This window comes from Paenibacillus aurantiacus, assembly GCF_042431225.1.
Classification (GTDB): domain Bacteria; phylum Bacillota; class Bacilli; order Paenibacillales; family Paenibacillaceae; genus Paenibacillus_Z; species Paenibacillus_Z aurantiacus.
On record NZ_JBHMDO010000042.1, the window covers coordinates 79,183 to 99,107 of the forward strand.

Annotated in this window: 18 protein-coding genes; 3 read left to right on the forward strand and 15 right to left on the reverse strand. The window is 58.2% G+C overall.

The features are described from left to right. Positions 1 to 234: 234 nt before the first annotated feature. Together ACFFSY_RS25965 and ACFFSY_RS25970 are read right to left on the reverse strand one after the other, a co-directional pair. A complete protein-coding gene (locus tag ACFFSY_RS25965) occupies positions 235 to 750 on the reverse strand; it encodes a CBO0543 family protein (protein ID WP_377499640.1) in 516 nt (171 codons plus the stop codon). Positions 751 to 893: 143 nt separating this feature from the next. Beyond that, positions 894 to 1,652: an SDR family oxidoreductase gene (locus tag ACFFSY_RS25970; protein WP_377499642.1), complete on the reverse strand. Its 759-nt coding sequence runs from the start codon at positions 1,650 to 1,652 to the stop codon at positions 894 to 896. 220 nt (positions 1,653 to 1,872) lie between these two features. Between ACFFSY_RS25970 and ACFFSY_RS25975 the strand changes: the two genes are divergently transcribed. Next, complete coding sequence (locus ACFFSY_RS25975) at positions 1,873 to 2,475, forward strand: TetR/AcrR family transcriptional regulator (protein ID WP_377499644.1); 603 nt, start codon at positions 1,873 to 1,875, stop codon at positions 2,473 to 2,475. Between the two features lie 143 nt (positions 2,476 to 2,618). Here the strand turns inward: ACFFSY_RS25975 and ACFFSY_RS25980 are convergent, their stop codons facing one another. Continuing rightward, positions 2,619 to 2,876, reverse strand: a complete 258-nt coding sequence (locus ACFFSY_RS25980; protein ID WP_377499646.1) for a hypothetical protein — start codon at positions 2,874 to 2,876, stop codon at positions 2,619 to 2,621. 35 nt (positions 2,877 to 2,911) lie between these two features. Further along, complete coding sequence (locus ACFFSY_RS25985) at positions 2,912 to 4,807, reverse strand: Calx-beta domain-containing protein (RefSeq protein WP_377499648.1); 1,896 nt, start codon at positions 4,805 to 4,807, stop codon at positions 2,912 to 2,914. Positions 4,808 to 5,571: 764 nt separating this feature from the next. Between ACFFSY_RS25985 and ACFFSY_RS25990 the strand changes: the two genes are divergently transcribed. Continuing rightward, on the forward strand, positions 5,572 to 5,850 hold the full coding sequence (locus ACFFSY_RS25990; RefSeq protein ID WP_377499650.1) for a hypothetical protein: 279 nt from the start codon (positions 5,572 to 5,574) through the stop codon (positions 5,848 to 5,850). 389 nt (positions 5,851 to 6,239) lie between these two features. Here the strand turns inward: ACFFSY_RS25990 and ACFFSY_RS25995 are convergent, their stop codons facing one another. The 10 genes from ACFFSY_RS25995 to ACFFSY_RS26040 all read right to left on the reverse strand — a co-directional run bounded on the left by ACFFSY_RS25995 (position 6,240) and on the right by ACFFSY_RS26040 (position 17,631). Then, positions 6,240 to 6,923, reverse strand: a complete 684-nt coding sequence (locus ACFFSY_RS25995) for a DUF5071 domain-containing protein (RefSeq protein WP_377499652.1) — start codon at positions 6,921 to 6,923, stop codon at positions 6,240 to 6,242. Between the two features lie 21 nt (positions 6,924 to 6,944). Further along, positions 6,945 to 7,586: a ThuA domain-containing protein gene (locus ACFFSY_RS26000; protein WP_377499654.1), complete on the reverse strand. Its 642-nt coding sequence runs from the start codon at positions 7,584 to 7,586 to the stop codon at positions 6,945 to 6,947. 19 nt (positions 7,587 to 7,605) lie between these two features. Then, complete coding sequence (locus ACFFSY_RS26005; protein ID WP_377499656.1) at positions 7,606 to 8,334, reverse strand: SDR family oxidoreductase; 729 nt, start codon at positions 8,332 to 8,334, stop codon at positions 7,606 to 7,608. Between the two features lie 47 nt (positions 8,335 to 8,381). Continuing rightward, the gene (locus ACFFSY_RS26010; RefSeq protein WP_377499658.1) at positions 8,382 to 9,224 is read right to left on the reverse strand and encodes an NAD-dependent epimerase/dehydratase family protein; all 843 of its coding nucleotides are present in this window, start codon (positions 9,222 to 9,224) and stop codon (positions 8,382 to 8,384) included. After that, a complete protein-coding gene (locus ACFFSY_RS26015; protein ID WP_377499660.1) occupies positions 9,221 to 10,279 on the reverse strand; it encodes a mannonate dehydratase in 1,059 nt (352 codons plus the stop codon). Before ACFFSY_RS26015 ends, ACFFSY_RS26010 begins: the two co-directional genes overlap by 4 nt. After that, complete coding sequence (locus ACFFSY_RS26020; RefSeq protein ID WP_377499662.1) at positions 10,276 to 12,522, reverse strand: discoidin domain-containing protein; 2,247 nt, start codon at positions 12,520 to 12,522, stop codon at positions 10,276 to 10,278. Before ACFFSY_RS26020 ends, ACFFSY_RS26015 begins: the two co-directional genes overlap by 4 nt. Beyond that, a complete protein-coding gene (locus ACFFSY_RS26025; RefSeq protein ID WP_377499663.1) occupies positions 12,500 to 13,348 on the reverse strand; it encodes an alpha/beta hydrolase in 849 nt (282 codons plus the stop codon). The genes ACFFSY_RS26020 and ACFFSY_RS26025 overlap by 23 nt, the downstream gene beginning before the upstream one ends. Before the next feature lie 758 nt (positions 13,349 to 14,106). Next, on the reverse strand, positions 14,107 to 14,982 hold the full coding sequence (locus ACFFSY_RS26030) for a carbohydrate ABC transporter permease (protein ID WP_377499665.1): 876 nt from the start codon (positions 14,980 to 14,982) through the stop codon (positions 14,107 to 14,109). Positions 14,983 to 14,995: 13 nt separating this feature from the next. Further along, on the reverse strand, positions 14,996 to 15,952 hold the full coding sequence (locus tag ACFFSY_RS26035) for an ABC transporter permease (RefSeq protein WP_377499795.1): 957 nt from the start codon (positions 15,950 to 15,952) through the stop codon (positions 14,996 to 14,998). A 32-nt stretch (positions 15,953 to 15,984) separates the two neighbouring features. Further along, positions 15,985 to 17,631, reverse strand: a complete 1,647-nt coding sequence (locus ACFFSY_RS26040) for a type 2 periplasmic-binding domain-containing protein (RefSeq protein ID WP_377499667.1) — start codon at positions 17,629 to 17,631, stop codon at positions 15,985 to 15,987. A 516-nt stretch (positions 17,632 to 18,147) separates the two neighbouring features. On the opposite strand from ACFFSY_RS26040, the gene ACFFSY_RS26045 reads away from it, so the two are divergent. Beyond that, positions 18,148 to 18,294: a hypothetical protein gene (locus ACFFSY_RS26045; protein ID WP_377499669.1), complete on the forward strand. Its 147-nt coding sequence runs from the start codon at positions 18,148 to 18,150 to the stop codon at positions 18,292 to 18,294. A 150-nt stretch (positions 18,295 to 18,444) separates the two neighbouring features. Here the strand turns inward: ACFFSY_RS26045 and ACFFSY_RS26050 are convergent, their stop codons facing one another. Beyond that, a complete protein-coding gene (locus ACFFSY_RS26050; protein ID WP_377499671.1) occupies positions 18,445 to 19,509 on the reverse strand; it encodes a LacI family DNA-binding transcriptional regulator in 1,065 nt (354 codons plus the stop codon). Positions 19,510 to 19,925 lie beyond the last annotated feature (416 nt).

The following is a 19,925-nucleotide window of genomic DNA, read 5'->3' on the forward strand; positions in this document are numbered from 1 at the left end:
TCCTCCTCTTTGTGTTCGCGCTCTAATCGAATCTTATCGTCATGAAGCCATGAGACCAATCGCATTGTCTCACATACGCGGGGCCATGAGCAAGGACGCATCCGGTCACTGCCGGGCTGTGTCGCTTGTCCCCCATTATTGTAACGAATCCGATGGCGCTGGCAAGGCCGAGAACCGCTATAACGATACTCGACCGGGCAAATGAACCAACCCCGTCGGGCGCCCGACGGGGTTTTACCAGCTGTAGCCTTTGCCGCTGTGACGGTACACCCACAGAAAATATACCCGCGACATAAAGTATGTCGTCAAGAGCGTTACCCAGGTATAGCACCAGTTCCAATGCACATAATGGATCAGTTCCGTGTTGCGCTCGATCTCGACTTCCAAGATCGTCATCGCGGTCGGAAAGGCAAGGAACCACGCCCACTTCTTCCACTTGGCGCCTGTCGGATAATGCAGATTGAAGATGACGCACAACGCTGGGTAGATGAAATATTCGAATGAGAAACTCGTCGCATTCGCTTTCACGAATTCGCGGATCGGGTATTCGATCAAGCCCCATTCCACGACGAGCAGGCCGAAGCTCCATGTCATCGTCTGCTTGAAGAGAAAGATGATCGTCGCTTCTCGAAGCTTGTCTTTGGACGTGAGCCGGATCAAGGCCAGAGCGGTTATGATGTCGATGGATATAAGGATCGTCCGATCCATGACCAATTCGGACACGCCGTTCACCTCCGCTTGGCGGTTCATTTACAAGTTCCCCATTATTTTGCATCATGCAAGCATTTGTATGCACATTTTACGTGAAAGCCCGCCACTCTCACCGCAAAAAAAGCGGCCAATCGGCATAAAGCCGTTGACCGCCTTGCTAGTCGCATATAGAGGTTCAATCCTTAGTATGCCGTCCAGCCTGCATCGGCCGTCACGACCGTACCGTTCACGAAGCTGGAATCGTCGGAAGCTAGGAACAGCGCGACCTTTGCAATTTCCTCCGGACCGCCTACGCGCGGGTTGACCTGCATGCCGACCATCGCCCGGCTCATGCCGAATTCGTTCGGTGCCGTCATCGACGTGCCGATGTTCGTCGCCACCCCGCCCGGCGCGATCGCGTTGCAGCGGATGCCCGAGGTTGCGTATTGGAAGCCGACATTCTTCGTGAAGCCGACCACCGCATGTTTCGCCGCCGTATAAGCCGCGCCTGCTCGGGAGCCGTACAAACCGCCTGCGGAAGCAACGTTAACGATGACGCCGCTTTTCTTCTCCAGGAAGATCGGCAGCACTTTGCGCGTCGCCCGCATCGGTCCTGTCGTATTGACCGCGAAGACGCGATCCCACAGCTCATCCGTTAACTCGCCCGCCGGTACGAAGTTGTCCATAATGCCCGCGTTATTGACCAGAATATCAACCGTGCCGTACTGCTCGACAGCCGTGTCGATCATGTGCTGGATATCCGCTTCGATGGCGACGTTCGCCACAACCGCGATTGCTTGTCCGCCCTTCCCTTCGATGCCTGTCACGACCTCTTGCGCGGATTCTAGCCGCAGATCGGCAACGACGACCTTCGCGCCTTCCGCTGCGTACAGTTCTGCGATCGCCTTGCCCATGCCCGATGCCGCGCCTGTGACGACGGCTACTTTATCCGTAAGCTTCATGTGAATGACCTCCTGAATGTTCTGCAGTATAGGATTCGGCAGCGTCATGAAGAAGATGCCGGCTGAAGGAGTAAACCAACAACTGTACAGTAGAGAACAGCTGTTAAGGCGAGTATAATAGAGATTTGGAAGGGGTTACAATCAGTAAAATCAGCGGTTTTGACCGCTAACGGACAAATCGCGCGATACTGTTCAATAACGCGAAGAGGGAATGAGTGGCATGTCCGATATGAAGAAAACCGACCGGCGGATTCTCCGAAGCCGTGCAGCCTTGCGCGAAGCGCTGCTCGCGCTCATGGCGCAGAAGCCGTTCACCGCGATCTCTATCACCGAGATCGTCCAGTTCGCCGATTATAACCGCGGCACGTTCTACGCGAATTACGAGAGCAAAGAAGCGCTGCTAGACGATGTGCTGGAGCAGTTGATCGAGCAGCTGCTTCAATCCTACCGGGCCCCTTACGAGAACGTTCAGGTGTTCGACATTCACGAACTGCAGGCCAATTCGGTCAAAATCTTCGAGCATTTTCACCAGCACGCCGACGTCTACACGACGCTGATGAAAAGCGACGTCCTTCCGCTGCTGAGGGAGAGACTGTTCGCCGCGCTCAAACGGATCACCCAAGAAGAGCTGGTGTACGATATGGACGGCCCCGATCGCGAGCTGCTCGCCATTTACTCCATCCACGCGCTGCTCGGCCTCGTCCTGCACTGGGTCGAGAGCGGGTTCGCACACTCCACATCGTACATGCAGGACCAGCTCGTGAAGATCATTAATTGGCGTCCGGCCGGAGCTCGGACGGTCGTACTGCGACCGAAGCGTTGACGAGGGCGGTAGATATTGCGGCGGCAGCACAAAGAAGGATCGCGCTCCGGCATGCCGGTAACTGCGATCCTTCTGTCGTTCTACGGCCAATGAAGCACCTTGCGGACCATTATAAGTACGGACCGTACGGCTCGACGTTATTTCTAGCTAGCCAACGCCAACGCGTAGCTTAGCCGCACGAAATCATAGCCGCCTTTGTCGTTCGGACGGCGATAGCCGAAGTATAGGGCGCCTCCAACCTCGCCGATGAATTGGATGTCTTCGCGGGTAATGGCGCCTTCTTTCACCTTCACCGGCACCAAATCCGCACCTTTCAGCAGCTTGCCGCACATCTCGGGATCGTGTTCCCGGAGGGTGCTGCCGTCTTTGGAGAAGAACGCGACTTTCCGTCCATCGCCCAACAAACGAACGGTGTTCCTTGTCCTGCTAGAGAAGTCTAGTAACGCGGCCACGTCGGAAGGGTGTATTTGTCGTTATCGTAAACATAGACAAACCCCGTTGAATAGGTCCCAAGCTCCGCGCCTGTCGGAGCGGACAGCAGGATCGAGAAATATTCGAACCATTCTTTGACGCTGTCGTCGTACATCGTGATCGTAATCGTCTTCGTCGTCTCGCCCGGCGCGAAGTTCAGCACGCCCGATTGCGCTGCGTAGTCTCTGCCCGCAAGCGCCGAATAATCCTTCGTGGCATAGTGCACCGAAGCGGAGCCGCTTGTATCACCGGTGCGGGCGACCGTCATCGTCACCTGCTTGTTCTCTTCATAGACGGTTGTCGTGAACGGACTGAACTGCAGCACGCCCGTCGGATCGTTGTCCTTGACCGTGACGGTGCTCAGATAGTTAGGACCGACGACCGCGCCGCCTGTCGCATCCAGCAGGCGAACTTGGAACTGCTCATCCGCCTCATGCACGCTGTCGTCCACAAGAGGGACCTCGATGAACTTCTCCGTCTCGCCGTCCGCGAATGTCAGCTGACCGCTGTTGCCCACGTAATCCGTGTTCTCCGCGGCCGTTCCGCCTAGAATCGCATACGTCAGCGTAGCTTCGCCGTCGTCGCCGTCCATCCGCGTCACCTGCAGCTTCGCCGATCCGCTATTCTCACCGACGGCATATTGGCTCGCGCCTAGCATGAACATGCCCGGATGCTGCTCCTCGTGCGGCTCGTTGTCCTCGATCGTATACGTTCGCGTTCCATACGTGCCGATGACTGCACCGTTCGTCGGATTGGACAGCGTGATCGTCAGCGTCTCGTTGCCCTCGGACAGCGCGTCGTCGAGAATCGGCAGCGGGATATACTGCAGCGTCTCATCCAACGGGAAAACAAGCGTGCCGTTCGTACCGGTAAAGTCTTTTCCTTCCTCGGCGGTGACTCCCGTGATGGTATAGTCGATGGCTGCTTCCACGTCCGCGCCATCCGTGCGAATGACGCCAATGTAATGCGTACCGGATGCTTCGCCCATCGGCGCGGTCGGATTTATCTCGAAGCTGCCCGCGCGCGGGGTCCACGGCTCGTTATCCAGAATGCGAACCTTTGTGACGAACGTATCGCCGAGCGTCGCGTCATTGGTCGGATTGCTCAGGGCCAGAGAGAAATATTCGTTCCCTTCGCCATCTCCATCGTCGTAGATCGTCACCGGTATCGTCTTGCTGCTCTCGCCCGGCTCGAACGTCAGCGTGCCGCCGACGCCTTCGAAGTCGGCCCCGTTGCTCGCCGTGCCACTGTCGATTTGATAATCGACCGAGACGTAGCCGTCCGTGCCTTCGGATCTCGTCACCGTCACGTAGACCGTCCCTTCCGGGTCGTTCTCGTCGATCTCGGTCAGCGCCGCCGAGAAAGCCAGCTTGCCCGGATTGTACGGCACGTCGGGATCGTTGTCGACGATGGTTACCGTCGTCGTGCCGCGATCGATCGTCGTCTCCCCGTCGCTGACGTTGAACAGCTCGACAGTGAACGATTCGTCCGGCTCGTGCTTGATGTCGTCCGTAATCGGAATTTCGATCGTGGCGAACGTCTCGCCCGGTCCGAAGGTAAGCTGTCCGCTTGCGGCCAAGTAATCCGCTCCCTCCGTCGCCGTCCCGCCATACGTGGCATAGTCGACCGTCAAGGAACTGGCCGCGCCCGTGCGGCTCACCCCGACATAGACGTAGCCGGCGCCTTCATCGACCGTCACCTGCGCCGCGTCGAACGCAATCGAGCTCGGCGGATCCGGAATCCAGTCGTCGCCTTCCTCCGCGAATGCGGCGCTTCCCGGCAGGATGAGCGAAGCCGCCAGCAGCGCAGCCCCAATTTTACGGCGAACCGTTGTCGTATTCAGCACAAACAAACCTTGCATAATTATAAAACCTCCGATATCAATTGATTTTCATTTGGAATAAAGGATGAATGGAAGAACGCGGGATGGACAAAGACATACGCGGGGCAGGACCGCACCCGAGGGATAACGAGCGGACAAGCTATGGCTTTCGTGGATGGCGCTTCTAATCGAGGAGTGGACAGTCAGTCATACGCGGGAATATCCATAGAGCCGCCTCTTAGATGCGGCATGCTTGTCGTCGATCGTTCCGTATGCCCTTCACCTCCTTTCAGAGCGTAAGGACAACGCAATAGTAGTGGGAGAAAATGAACTTGCTAAACCAAACAACAATCGAGGGAAAAAGAGAAAAGGTAGAAAACGTTGGGGAGAAAACAGATGGGCAAGATCGGAAAACACTTGCCGAATGAGGGGGATCTACCGAACTTGCAAGGGGTCATGCGGTGGTGTTCGATACGCTACGTATCTATATTGCCATAAAAATCAAATTTGGCAAGACCTTCTTCGAAAAATAGGCCGAGGCGATGCTTTGTGCCTAAAAAAGGGACGCGCCCTCCGGTACCAAAGTCTCTATGCCGTCAGGTTAAGAAGGGGCTCCGCCCCTTTGACCCCACTTTTGTTCCCCCCTCCGCCGCAATGCTGTCAGGTTAAGGAGAAACGTCCGGATGGAGTATGAGCGGCGTGCAGACAAGCAATAACGACCTAGGCGCCGTTATCGGGCGCAACGGCTGCCTGCAGACAAGTTATAGCGACATAGAAGTCATTATCGGGAGCACGGACGGCCTGTGGACAGCAATAGCGACATAGGCGTCGTTATCGGGTGCTCGGATAGCCTGTGGACGAGCAATAACGACATAGGCGTCGTTATCGGGAGCGCGGACGGCCTGTGGAAGAGCAATAGCGACATAGGCGTCGTTATCGGGTGCTCGGATAGCCTGTGGAAGAGCAATAGCGACATAGGCGTCGTTATCGAGAGCAACGGCTGCCTGTGGACGAGCAATAACGACATAGGCGTCGTTATCGGGTGCTCGGATAGCCTGTGGAAGAGCAATAGCGACAATTAGCATCGCTATCGAGGCATGGACGGCCTACAGACGAGCAAGCTCCTACCACGTCCCGGCGCTCTTAACCTGACAGCATTGCCCTCCGCCGAGGGGTACCAAAGGACTAAGCGTATGCTTCCGAAGCAGTTTTCCTCCGGAAAACTTTTACCTCTGGACTCCCTTCTTCGTGCGGACTCAATTGTTCGCGGACGGCGTGTTGCTTCGAGCTGGCACGCTTTTGTCCTGTCGGACAAAGCTTCAGTCGGTATTGAAGTTAATCCTAGTCATAAGCCTGTCAACTAAAGGCCATGGGGGGGATTCGACAACATTGGACAAAATCTCCACGACTATATGGCGGGCGGGACTCAGGAATGGATAAATGTACATGTCCGGCGTGGGGTAAAGCCTAATCATTTCGTTAATCTGGCCAATAGTTGACTTGCCGCGATATCCAATTCATATTCTTGCTCCGCGATGGTCGGTTGTAATACCAAGCGCTGCAGCTCCGATGTCAATTCGCCAATAACATCGTCCGGCAGTTCCTGAATGATCCACCCTAAACACGCGTATTGCCACATATCATCATGCGAGTTCAACACGCGCTTCAGCTCGGGTATAAGCAGCTTCCCGCATGGGATGAGCACCTTGGGCAGCTCCTGAGCTACAGGCCAATTGATATCCTGCATCCAAGTCAGCAATTCGGGCAGTATAGGCTGAAGCTGCAGCGGATGAACGTCTTGCAAGCGACGCACCGTCTCCGTATCCATCTTATCTCTGGGAAGGAGGTCCAGTATGGACGGAGACTGCGTAATGGAGCGGTGAATAAACGATGCCGCCCCATACGAATGCCCATAGTTCCGATGTACGAGAGCGCCGATAATCGCTTCGTCCAGCGTAGCGTAGAAACTTCCCGCCTCTTGATAATCGACGTAGGCGCTATACCTGACAGACTGTGCGCTACTTTTGCCATATGAGGTTTCGGTCTTGACGAATTGATAGCCGTCTAGCTCTAGCATTTCCGTCACGGTTGTCGTCGTTTCGTCGGAGTTATACTCGTGTCTGCTGCGCAACCAGGCCTGCTGCTCCGGATTCACAATCCTTTCCCCTTCCCAAAACTAACGCCGCAGCGCCCACAATCCCGCTTGCTTAATCAGCCGCCGGTAGGTCTCGCTCTTGAACGACGGGTTGTGGTGGCCCGGCATGAGATAGACGACGCGGCCGAGGCCGAAGTCGTGCGCCCATGCCGCGGGCCAGCGCGCGCCTTCATGCTCATATTCGAGCAGCAGCGTCGTCTGTCCGATCGGGTCCATGTCGAACCGGTACGGCTCTTCGTCCATCGTGAAGCCTTCGATGCCTGCCATGATCGGATGTCCCTCCGCGCCTGCCGCCGGGCGGAACCGCAGCTCCGTATATTCCGGATGCCCGGTGAACTTGGCCCCGATCAGCTGCGCCAGCTCCGGATCGCACTGCAGCGAGATGCCGTTGTGGATGACGAGCAGACCGCCTCCGCCGCTCACGTAGCCGAGCAGACCGGCGACCTCTTCGCGCTTCTTCTTGATCTGCCACGCGTCGGCGTAGGAGATGACCAGCTCGAACGGCGCCAGCTCCGACGCGCGCAGCCGGCCATAGTCCTCCGTCGCCGTCAGCGCAAGCACGCCTTGAAAAATATCCCGAACCTCGTCCATCGCCGCCTGCAGCGGGTGGTATTGCGGATTCGTCAAATCCCCGATAATCAGCGCATTCCTAAGTTCCGTCATTCGTATCGCCTCCCTGGTATTAGGTCCAGCTCATCTCGGCCCCGGTATAATCCCGGAACGCCGGATGCGCGCGGTCTTCCGTCTCCTCCGAATAAGCCGCGATGACGCCGGCGATGCCGACAGCCGCTTCCTCCGTCGAGATCGCGCCGTGTTCGCTAAGCGTGCCGCCCATATAGCTGCGCATCCAGCCGGGATGGATGACGAGCACCTTGCCGCCGTGCTTGCGCAGCTCGTTGTGCAGGATGTTGGATTGAATATTAAGCGCCGCCTTCGACATGCAGTAGCCGTACCAGCCTTCGCGCCATGTCTGGTTGATCTGGCCCGCCTCGGACGAAATGTTCACGACGAGCTTCCGCTCGCCAGCAAGGAGCAGACCGCTCAGCGCCTCCGCCATCCGCAGCGGCCCGACCGCGTTCACCTGGTACATTTTCTGCAGCCGTTCGTAATCCAGCCCGCCGTGAATGTTCCCTTCCTGATTGCCCGCGATGCCTGCATTGTTCACGAGCAAGTCGATCCGGTCCGTACGCGCCGCAATCCGCCCGGCAGCCTCGCGCACGCTCACTTCGTCCGACACGTCGAGCTCCAGCACGATCACCCGGTCGCGCGTCTCCTCCGGCAGCTCCGAGAGAGCGGGCCAATCTGACAAGAACTGTCCCGCGAACACCGTGTAACCCTCTTTCACGAGCTCCATCGTCAGCGCGAAGCCAAGCCCCCGATCCGCACCAGTAACCACCGCGTATTTACCCATGTACGATTCTCCTCCTTATCCTCCTCGAAGCTGTCTTGCCGCACTCGTTATTCATTGCCGGGCCGCGGCCAGCCATGAATGGGCTTCCACCCGAGCAACCGCTTCGCCTTCGCGTTGCTGGACCACGCCGCATGGCCGGATAGCCCGGCGTGACCGGCGAAACGCTCGGCCAAAGAAGGGTAGTACCGACTCAGCAGCTCGGCGTTGTCCAGCGGCGAACAGGTGTCGTCGGCCGTGACGTTCACCGCTTCGCAGCCGATGCCGTCCGTCTCCACCGCAAGGCGCGCCGCCCTCGCCGCGTCCCGCGCGTCCACGTAGCTCCACAAGAATCGCGATGCGCCTTCGTGGCGGGCCAGCCACTCGTATTCGTCCGGCAGCGGCACGTGGCCGTACCGGAGCGAGACGACCTGCATGCCGCATCTGCGATGGAACATGGCGGCTGTCTGCTCACAGACGATTTTGGATAGCCCGTATCCCTCCTGCGGGAGCAGCGGATGCGATTCATCGACGGGGAGCGCATGCGGCGAGAAGCGGTTCTCCGCATAACAATAGCCATAAATGGATTCGCTGGAAGCGATTGCAGTCTTGGCGATGCCAAGACCGGCCGCCGCCTCAAGTACATTATAGGTGGACATGACGTTGATTTGGAAAACTTTTTCGCTTGGATACGTTCCCGGCGCGTTGATGCCAGCCAGATGGATGACGGCCGCAGCGCCTTGCAGCGCGCCGTACACCTCGCCCAGGTCAAGCAGATCGACGATTCGGGTCCGGCACAGCCGCTTGCGCGGGTGCTGCCGGTCCAGATTGACCGGATCGTGTCCATGCGCGAGCAGTTCTTCGATCACGTAAGCGCCGATTCGGCCGCTCCCGCCGGTTACGGCGATTCTCATGGCGTATTCGCCTCCTTCCCGGCCGCGCGTTCGCTCGCTTCCTCCCGCTCGATCATGGTGATCGCAGCCCGCATATAACCGAGCGCGTACGCCATGCCTGCATGCCACGGCGCCGCGCATTGCGTCATCGGCGTATGGTCGGGAATGAGCACGCCGTCGAAGCCGGAGCGCTTGCACAGCCGAAGCGCCCGGATCATATCGATGTCGCCTTCGTCGAGGAATACCTCGTCGTAATGCGGCACCTTGCCTTTCACGTTGCGAAAATGGATATACCCGATATCCCGTCCGTAATCCGTTATCGCTTCGTACACGCTGCCCTCCGTCATTTCCGCCGTCGTCCCCATGCAGAACTCCAGCTTGTTCGACGGGCTGGGGTACAAGTCGAGAAGTCGACGATAATAGTCCGGCTTATAGACCAGCCGGGCCGTCCCGCGTACTGTGGGCAGCGGCGGGTCATCCGGGTGCGCGGCCATGATGACGCCCGCCTCCTCCGCCACCGGGATGATCTCCCGCAAAAACCTTTCGACCCGGTCCCACAGCTGTTCCTCGGCGATCGGGGCGACGTAGCTCTCGGGCGCTCCGGGGTCGTATACGAAGTTCCAGACGGTCCCTTGCGGGATTGGGGTCTGGTCTGGATTGTGGAACACCGCCGTCCTTGCCCGTCCGCGCGCCGCCGCTTCGTTCGTCAGCCCCCAGACGCCGGCAATGCTGAAGTTATAGCCGACCACCGGGATACCCGCGCGTCCAGCGCTTCGGACAATCGTCTTCAGCCGCTCCATCTGCTCGCCTCGTCTTGGCCCGTCGAGAAGCACGTCGTACCAATGGGCGGGGCAGAAGTTCTCGATGGCATGAAATGCGAGCCCTTCCGCAATCATCTGCTCCTTCAAGCGAAGCATTGATTCCAGCGTATACATCTCCTCATGCCGCGCCAGATCGATCACCGGCTCCGTGTAATCCGTCAAATGCGCCACGATATCCGTGCAGCCCATCTGCCGGGCGAAGCGGAAGTTATCCGGCGTCAGCATGCGCTGTCCGAGTCCAAGTCCGAGCCTCATTGCGATGCCTCCTCTTGCGACCAGGCGTCGCCGACGCCTCCGATCTCATCCGAACCCTGTCGACCTTCCGATGGCAACGGTGCGGTTGTTTTCGAACTGACGACACTTTCCTCATTGGGACGCACAGAATTAGTCTCGTTCGCACCCTGTCGTCCTTTGGATGGCAGCGGTGCGGTTGTTTTCGAACTGACGACACTTTCCTCATTGGGACGCACAGAATTAGTCTCGTTCGCACCCTGTCGTCCTTTGGATGGCAGCGGTGCGGTTGTCTTCGAGCCGACGATTCGCTCCGCATCGGGACGCGCCGCAGCTACCGCCCGCGCTCCTTCGTCTTCGCTTCCAGCGAGTTCGCCGTACACCGCCAGCTCCCGAATCGCGTACCCGAGCGTCGTGCCCGCTTCCGTCATATTCACGCGGATATACCGCGCGACAAGGCGCTCCGGCCACACTTGCTCCGGCTCGCCCGCCCCGTGCGTCTGCCAGACGATCGTCGTCCACCGTTCGCCGTCTATTGAGGCGTCCAAGTCGAACGTTCGCGCATACCCTTCGCCCCACAGCAGCTTGATCCGCTCTACGAGATAAGCAGCCTGCAGATCGACGGTCAGCCACTGACTGCCCCGGCGTTTGGATACCCAAGCCGTCTCCCGTCTGCCATCCACCGCGCATTCGCCGCCCAGCTCGCTCGTATATTGGCAGGAGCTGACGGCAACCGGCCGGAGCCGCGCGATATTACGCGATTCCCTCAGTCGAAGGCCGTCCGCTCCAGACTCCATCGTCGTCAGCAGCAGCGCGCTTCGTCCCGGCAGCCGCACCTCCAAGCCTGCCGCCAGATCCGCAGCTTCAATCCGGAACGCCGGAGCAGGGAATCCGGCATCATCCGCCGCCCGCGCGTCCTCGCGGTATTGATACGCCCGCAAGGCCGTCCGCTCTGCCGCATCCGGAACAACCAACCGCACCGTCTGCTCCTCATCCCGATGATTGACCGCCACCAGCGACAGATGCTCGCGTCCATCCGTTCCCGGGAGCGTGGCCGCCGCCGCACGCACGCCTGGTATGCCGCACTCGCTCGCGTACACGATCCGGCTTCCTCTCGGGAAATACCGCGACATCAGCGCCATCGGGTCATACCACGGACGCAGCTGGCGATCAGTCGCGTCGCCGACCGTGTTCCAGAATCCCCATGTCTTCAACTGGCCGGAGCCAGCCGGATAGCCGGGGGCGCGGTGCATCGAATCGTCCAGCATCCAGGCGACAACGCCCGCCTGCCCGCCACGGATCGTCTGGATCGCGAAGTCCGCCATCAGCAGGCCATATTCGAACGTCTTCACGCGGCTCTGCTGGTCGTGCGCTTCGTCCTTCCCTTCCACGATGCCCGCCTCGGTCATCAGATAAGGCTTCGCTGCGCCGAAGGAATCGTAACGGTCGATAAAATCCCGCTTCGCCCGCACCATCCGCTCCATGCCGCCGCTGACGATATCCAGGTCATTCACGTAGCGGTGCACGTCGTAAGCAGCCACGACATCGTCCAGCGCATAGACGGTCAGATCAACCCAGTCGTCTTCATTCGAGGAGTCCGGGCCGATCAGCCCGATGCGTTCCGTCAAGCCTCGCTCCTCCATCATCCGGCGCACATGCAGCATGCCGCGCCGCCAGAGCGCGAACCGGTTGCCGTCCTCCGTCGCCCAAGAGCCATTCGGCTCGTTGATGAAATTGTAGTACATCAGGATGGTGTAACCTCTCACATCCAGCATATGGACGAGGAAGTCTCCGATCAGCTCCGCCCACGCCGCATCGTCCGAAGCCGTCAGGCCGATCTCCGGGCTGCGGCTCCATTCGCCGATGATCACCTTGATGTCATGGCGCTCGCAATAATCCAGAATGCGATAAGCCCGCTTCATCATCGGCGTATTCCAATCGTAGATCGGATCCCCGTCCGCGTCCCAACCCGTCGTGTAGGCGTTCGCCCGCAGCATGAGTCGGATCAGCGGCACCCTAGTGAACGCCACCCGCTCGACAATCATTGCCCATTGTTCTTCCGTATACTCATAATCGTCGGATGGGTCCCACTCGAAGCCGACGCCCATGTAGCGCTCGACCAGCACATGATCGGTGTCGACGATGATCGTGCCGGCATCAACCTGTCTTCTCCTTCCGTCTTGCCCCTCCACGTTCGGGGACACGCTCGTGCGCAAGCTATTCTCCTGCTCCTCCCGCATGGCCCTATTCGCCCCTCTCGTCTCCATTACTATCGTGTTCTCCGTCCGCGCTAGCCCGCCGAATCGGCAGCCAATCCAGTACGTCTTGGATCGCGGTATCCCAATAGTGCCATTCGTGCCCCGCATCCGTCGTCTCGAGATAGGTCAGATCGACACGACCTGCGAACTGCCGGTGAAAGTTACGATTGATGTCCAGATTGAAATCGGCCGTCCCGCACGCTTGATAAAACTTCGGCAGCCGCGCGCCTTCCTTGATCCTTCCTTCCAGCACATGCGCCAAATCATGTTCGCTCCCGTCATACGCCTCCGCAGAGCCGAACGTCAGTCTCGCCATCTCGAACAGAATCGGATTGTGAAAGCCCGCGTTCGGGTCCGTGACGATCCGGCTTCGCTGACTGAGACTGCCCGACAAGCTCGCGACCGCCGCGAACCGCTCCGGCTGCCGGATGCCGAGCTTGAACGCGCCGTAGCCGCCCATCGACAGCCCCGCCGCGAACGTATCCTCCCGCTGGTCCGACACAGGGAAGAACGCGCGCACGATTTCGGGCAGCTCTTCGGTTAGATACGTCCAGTACGGGAAGCCCTGCTTCATATCGGAGTAGAAGCTGTACTGGACGGCGGGCATGACGACGACCAACCCTTTGTCCGCGGCATACCGCTCGATCGAGCTGAACCGCTGCCAGCAGGTGTGATTGTCGGACGCACCGTGCAGCAGATAGAGCACCGGATACGGCGGACTGACATCCGCCGATTCCAGCCCTACCCTTCTGCGCGACCGTTCAGGCAAAATTACGTCGATCGAGCTTTGCAGCCCGAGCGTCTCCGCGAAAAATTCCACATGCGCAAGCGCCATCTTTTCCCTCCCCTTTCCCCTCCGCCGAGGGGAACCAAAGGGCTTCGCCCTCTGGACTCCGTCTTCGTGCCAATATAATTGTTCGCGGTCGGCTGGTGGGTTCGAGCTCGGCACGCTTTTGTCCTTGCGGACAAAGCTCCAAGCGCGCGCTTCCCCACGCCCCTTCCCCTTCGCCGAGGGGAACCAAAGGGCTTCGCCCTCTGGCCTCCGTCTTCGTGCCAATACATTTGTTCGCGGTGGGCGGGTGGTTCGAGCTTGGCACGCTTTTGTCCTAGCGGACAAAGCTCCAAGCGCGCGCTTCCCCTCGCCCCTTCCCCCTCGCCGAGGGGAACCAAAGGGCTTCGCCCTCTGGACTCCGTCTTCGTGCCAATATAATTGTTTGCGGTGGGCGGGTGGTTCGAGCTCGGCACGCTTTTGTCCTTGCGGACAAAGCTCCAGGCACGTGTCGGTTTCCGCCCTACTCCCGCCGTAGGCAAAGCTGGCAGGTCAAGCAAGCGGGTGAAAAAGCCGCCGGAGAGGTGGTGTGGAGATGGAACAGCGGCAGCGGTCGCCTTTGTCTTCGGATTTCTTCCTCTCACCAATCCAATTCGTGGAAATCCGAAGACAACAGCGAGTGAAAGCCCACACCAACCGCAGGCTGCGAATTCTTCACCCGTATGATTTTCACTTTTCCTGACAGCATTGCCGCCGCGGGAGCGAGAGTTCCTAATCAATGACAAAGCCCCCGTTGCCAGGGGCCTTGCTGGTTTGAAAGATTGCTAGCCTTTCACCGAGCCGATCAACGCGCCCTTGACGAAATGCTTTTGCAGGAACGGATAGACGGCGAGGATCGGCAGGCTCGACACGATGATCGACGCCATTTTGACCGTGAACGGGTTGACCTGCTGCTGCACCGCCACCGAGATGCCCGCCTGCGAGATCGCCGCGGACGTGTTGCTGATCAAATCTTTGAGCACCATCTGCAGCTGCCACATATCCTTCTCCGTCGCATAGAGCACCGAGGAGAAGAAGTCGTTCCAATAGCCGACGGCGATGAACAGCCCGACCGTGGCGAGCACCGGCTTCGAGAGCGGCAGGACGACCCGGAAGAAAATCGTCAGATCGTTCGCACCGTCGATGCGCGCCGCCTCCTCCAGCTCGTCGGGAATACCGCGGAAGAAGCCGACCATGACGAAAATGTTCCACGCCCCCATCGTTCCCGGCAAAATAAGCGCCCAATACGTGTCGATCATATGCAGCGACTTGACGAGCAGGTAAGTCGGGATCAGACCGCCGCTGAACAGCATCGTGAACAGGATGAGCAGCGAGAACAGCTTCCCGCCGCGCAGCCGCTTTCGCGAAATCGCATACGCCGTCGTCGCCGAGAAGAACGTACCGATCGCCGTGCCGCAAACTGTCGTAATGAGCGTCACTTTGAAGCCGGATAGAATCGAGACGTTCTGAAACACCGCCGCGTACGCCGTCAGCGAGAAGCCAGCCGGAATCAGGAACAGCCCGCCTTCCGCCGTCCGGTCGGACTCGCTGAGCGAGCCCATGATCATATACCAGAACGGGTAAATCATAATCAGCATCAGCACGATGAAGAACAGCCCGTTCGCCACCGAGAATAGTTTTTCGCCTCGCGTAAGTCCCATGCCGCTCGCTCCTTTACCACAGGCCTTCCTGGCCGCTCTTCTTCACGATCGTATTGACGCTTAGGATCAGCACCATCGCTACCGCCGATTTGAACAAACCCGCCGCCGTGGCGTAGCTGTAGTTCGCTTCTTGGATACCGACGCGGTACACGTACGTATCGATGATGTCCGCCACATCGTAGACGAGCGCGTTATACAGCAGGAAGATCTGCTGGAAGCCCGCCTCGAGAATGTTCGCCAGGCTAAGAATGATCAGGATGACGATGACCGGCCGGATCGCGGGCAGCGTCACATGCCACATTTGACGCAGCTTGGTCGCCCCGTCGATGCGCGCCGCCTCGTACAGATCCGCGTTCACCCCGGCGATGGCGGCCAAATAGATGATCGTGCCCCAGCCGACCTCCTTATACGCGTCCGAGATGACGAGCATTGGGCGGAAATACCGCACGTCGCCCAGGAAGTCGATCGGCGTACCGCCGAACTGCTGGATCAGGACGTTGACCATGCCGTCGACCGGGTTCAGGAACGTGATGATGATGCCGGAGAAAATGACCCAGCTGACAAAGTGCGGCAAGTAGATCACCGATTGGGCGAACCGCTTGAAGATGACGCTGCGCAGCTCGTTCAGCAGCAGCGCCAGAATGATCGGGATTGTGAAGGACGCCGCCAGTTTGTATAAGCTGATGATGATCGTATTGCTTAAGATTTCGATGAAATCCGGCGAGTTGAACAATCGCGTGAACTGGTCGAAGCCGACCCACTCGCTGCCCGAGATGCCCTTATAGATGTTGTAGTCCTGGAACGCGATCACTACGCCGTACATCGGACCGTAGCGGAACAAGAGGATGAGCAGCAGGCCCGGCAGCAGCAGCAGGTACAAATACCGGTCCCGGATCAGGTCCTTCCACAACGGCCGCCTCGCGTCGGCGCCCAAGTCCGCCTTTCCGCCCCGGCGCGCCGCTCCATTCATCACTGCCATGCGCTTCTCCTCCTTATCGCCCTCTATTTGTAAGGCGTAATATTCGCTTCATACCATTTGTCGTACTCGGCGCGCTCGGCCTGCTCCTTGTCGAACAGCCCTGCCGCTTCCTCGTCGATCTTCTTGCCGCCCAGCTTCTCGTACGTCTTGGCGAAGCCGTCGAATGCGTCGATCGGCGTCTTGCCGGTGATGATGCCCCAGAACAGCTCGTCGCGCGCCTTCTTCACGTCCGCGGAATAGCGGTCCCACTCCGGCCGGTCGATCGCCTTGAACACGACGATCTTGTCGCGCATCGGCTGCGAGGTCGCAAGCTTCTGCTCGAACATGGCCGTCACTTCCGGCGTGTTCTTGATGTTGGCCGCGTCCTTGCGCTGGATGTACCAGCCGAAGTTGCCCAGGCCAAGCTTGCTGCCTTCCTCCGGCTGAATCGTCGGCGTGAAGATGCCGTTCTCCATCTTGTAATGCTCGCCCTCCCGGCCGAACGTGACGAGCTTGAACACCTCCGGCGTCGCCATCGTGTTGAGCACCTGCACCGCATCTTCCGTCTTAGCCGCGTCCGTCACGATCAAATAGCACCAGCCGATGCGCGGATCTGGCAAGTCGGAGCTGAACCCATCCGGACCTTGGATCGGGTCGACCGAGATGTATTCGCCTTGCGGGTTGAGCTTCTTGAACGACATGGCGACCGAGTTGCCCGGATTGAAGTAGTCGACCCACCGGTAGAACGAACCGACCTTGCCGGAGGCGTAGATATCGTTCACCTTCGTATCGTCGTTGTTCGCGCTCGTCGTCATGCGAGGATCAAGCACGCCTTCCTTGTACAGATCCGCAAGCAGGGCCAGCACCGTCTTCACCTTCGGATCGAGCGCGCCGAATTGGATGGAGCCGTCCGGCTGCTTCACGAAATTCTCCACGTCGAGGCCGTACGCGTAGAAGAATGGCGCCAAACTCCGATAATAGTTGTCGCCCGAGAGACCGAACGTGTCCTTCTTGCCGTTGCCGTCCGGATCGTTGTTCGCGAAGGCGCGCAGCACGTTCACATATTCGTCAAGCGTCTTCGGCACTTGCAGGCCAAGCTTGTCGAGCCAGTCTTTGCGCAGAATCGTTGTCATGTAGCTGGCTTCCGGCACGTCGCCCGGGATGCGGAACATTTTGCCGCTCTTGTCCCAGTGGTAGAACAGCGTGTCTTTGGAGTAGTAGTTGATGATTTCTTTGCCGTATTTCTGCAGGGACGGGGTCAAATCTTGCGCGATGCCCGCATCCACCCACTTCGTGAATTCCTTCGTGTCGCCCGTCCACAGAATGCCGGGCCGCGTGTCCTTCGCGCTCATCAGCAGATTGATCTTCGTGTTCAGCTCCGACCAGTCCGGGAGAAAAACCGGCTTCACGTCGACCTTGCGCCCCATCGTCTTGGCCAGCTCTTCTTCCAGCGTCTTCTCCGCCCAGGAATCCGGCGTCTTGGAGCCCGCCATTAGCGCCATGCTAATCGTCAGCGGTTCGGTCGATGGGGCATTACCGCCCTCTTGGTTCGCCGTTTCTTCCCCGTTCCCCGTTCCGTTCGCGCCGGATCCGCCATTCCCATTCCCGCTGCCGTCGTTACCGCCCGAGCATGCGGCGACGAACATCATCGATGCCAGCGATACAGCCAGAAGCACTCTCGTCCGTTTCATTCACAATCCCCCCATTATGAATTGTTGCGTTTAGGCGCGCCTCGAAATGTACGCGCTTACAAATACACGTTGATTATATCCCCGCCGTCAAATTCTGTAAACAAAATTATTTTATTTTAATTAATTTAATTCAATCTGTTTAATTTAGTTTCTCGAACACAGTCGAAAGCACTACGGCTAAAGGAGGGTCTTGGCGAAAAGGGGCGGATTAAGAAATTTCATGAAGCGGTGAAGGAGATCTGCTAAACTCCTGGATTTTCTGAATTCGACGACAACATGCCGACTCCGTTTTCGCGCCATGATTTGCGAACCTCCTATCCACTCACTATTCGATTCTTGTTGAAATAGTTGAATTTTCGATTCCGGAAATGGCCCCTTCGCCTAAAAGTAAACCCGCTTTCTGTCGGCAGGATCGACGATCGCGGTCCGTACGCTCAGCCGATGTCCCCCAAAAGGGTAATACCTTCTTCGCGCCGCTTATGGTAGGATTGCGGTATTAACCTTGGAGGTGCCGTCATGACCGAAGATCAGAAATCATTAGAACAAGAAAAGGCGCAAAACGAACCTGAAGCGGAATTGAACGATCTCGAGCAAGAGCTGACCGTAGAGCAGCAAAGCGAGATCCAGGGAGGCATAGGAAGAAGGCGTCGCCGGGGCGCATAGCCCACATTGGAGCGGACCCTTCGTCCTTTAACGGCGCGTGGTAGCCGGCGATAGACAAGCGGATGTCCCGAGACCTATAAATTCCTGTATGGAACGACAACAAAGCCGGCCGCGTACGATTCACGTACGCGGCCGGCTTTGTTGCTGTCCTTACGATTGTTCTTGGCGTTGCCCCTTATATTCGCTTACCGAAGCTCGTTCCACCAACTCGGTCGACAGCAGCACATGCTCCGCCGTCGCTTCCGGCTCGTTGATGCGGCGCAGAATCAGCTGGGCCGCGCGGCTGCCGATGTCCGACTTCGGCACGCGGACCGTCGTCAGCTTCGGATGCATGATCTCGGTCAGCGTCAGATCGTCGAAGCCGACGACCGAGACGTCCGCCGGACAGCGCACGCCTCCCTCTGCCAGGAAACGCAGCGCCTCGAAGGCAGTCAAGTCATTCGCGCAGAACAGTCCCGTCACCGGCTGTTCGCCGCCGGCCTGTGCCCGAAGATCGGACGCGAACTGAGGCAATACGTACATGCCGGTGCCGCTTACCCCTACGCCCGCGATGAACTCGTACATGACTTCAATGCCGGTACGGCGGTTGTAGTCGCGGATCGCCTCAATGAAGCCGCGGTTGCGCTCCCGGAAGCTCCATGATGTATGCTCGTCGCCGACGAAGGCGACTTTACGGTGCCCGGCTTCAAGCAAGTACGTCGTCGCTTGGTAGGCGCCGAGGAAGTTGTTAGCCAGCACATGGTCGATGGATGGGTCCAGCAAATTCGCGTCCACCATCATGAAAGGGAAGGCGTTCGCCTTGAGCGAGTTGATGTAGCTATCGGGCAGATGGCCCATGACGATCGCCCCGTCCACCTTGCGCTCGTGGATGCTCGACGGAAGCCCGTCCTTCGGGGACAGTGAAATATCGATGCTGGAGAGAATCATGCTGAAGTTATGATTTTGCAGCTCGTTCTCGATGCCGTGGAGCACCTTGCCCCAATATTCCATATCGTCCAGGTAGGCGCGAGGCATGAGCACGGCCAAGTTGCCGGTCTTCGCCGCCGGAATCGTCTTCCGGGACATTTTGAAGCGGTAGCCCATCTCCTCCGCCGTCTTCCAGATCGTTTCCTTCGTCCCGTCGTTGACGGCCGGATCGTTGGACAATGCCTTAGATACGAGCGCCTTCGAGACTTGCAAATGATCCGCGATCATCTGCAGCGTTACTTTCTTCACGGATTTCGATCCCCCTTGCTGTTGCGTATATAGCTTAAGCATAATGGTAAGTTCAACAAATTTCAACTATCAAACAATTATTAGCAGGTTTGTTAGGCAAATAAATTAGCTTTCAACGTGAGATCCGAGTATTCCATGATCGTAATCACCTCACCTGCTCTATCCCGAGTACATTACTCCCGTCTAATTCCATCGGTAATTCGCCGCCTTCCCCGCACCTCGCTTGGGTTCTCCGCCATCGTTGGCTTCCCTATGCCAGCCAGTCGCTTTCAATGACACCCCGCTTTAAAAAATTCAACTTTATCCAACGGTATTGCAAATTTGTTTATTTAACTTTATTATATCGTTGAATTGATGAAAGTGCTTACAACAAATTGAGGGAGGTGAGGCCGCAAAGCAATCCGTAAGCTCGTGGC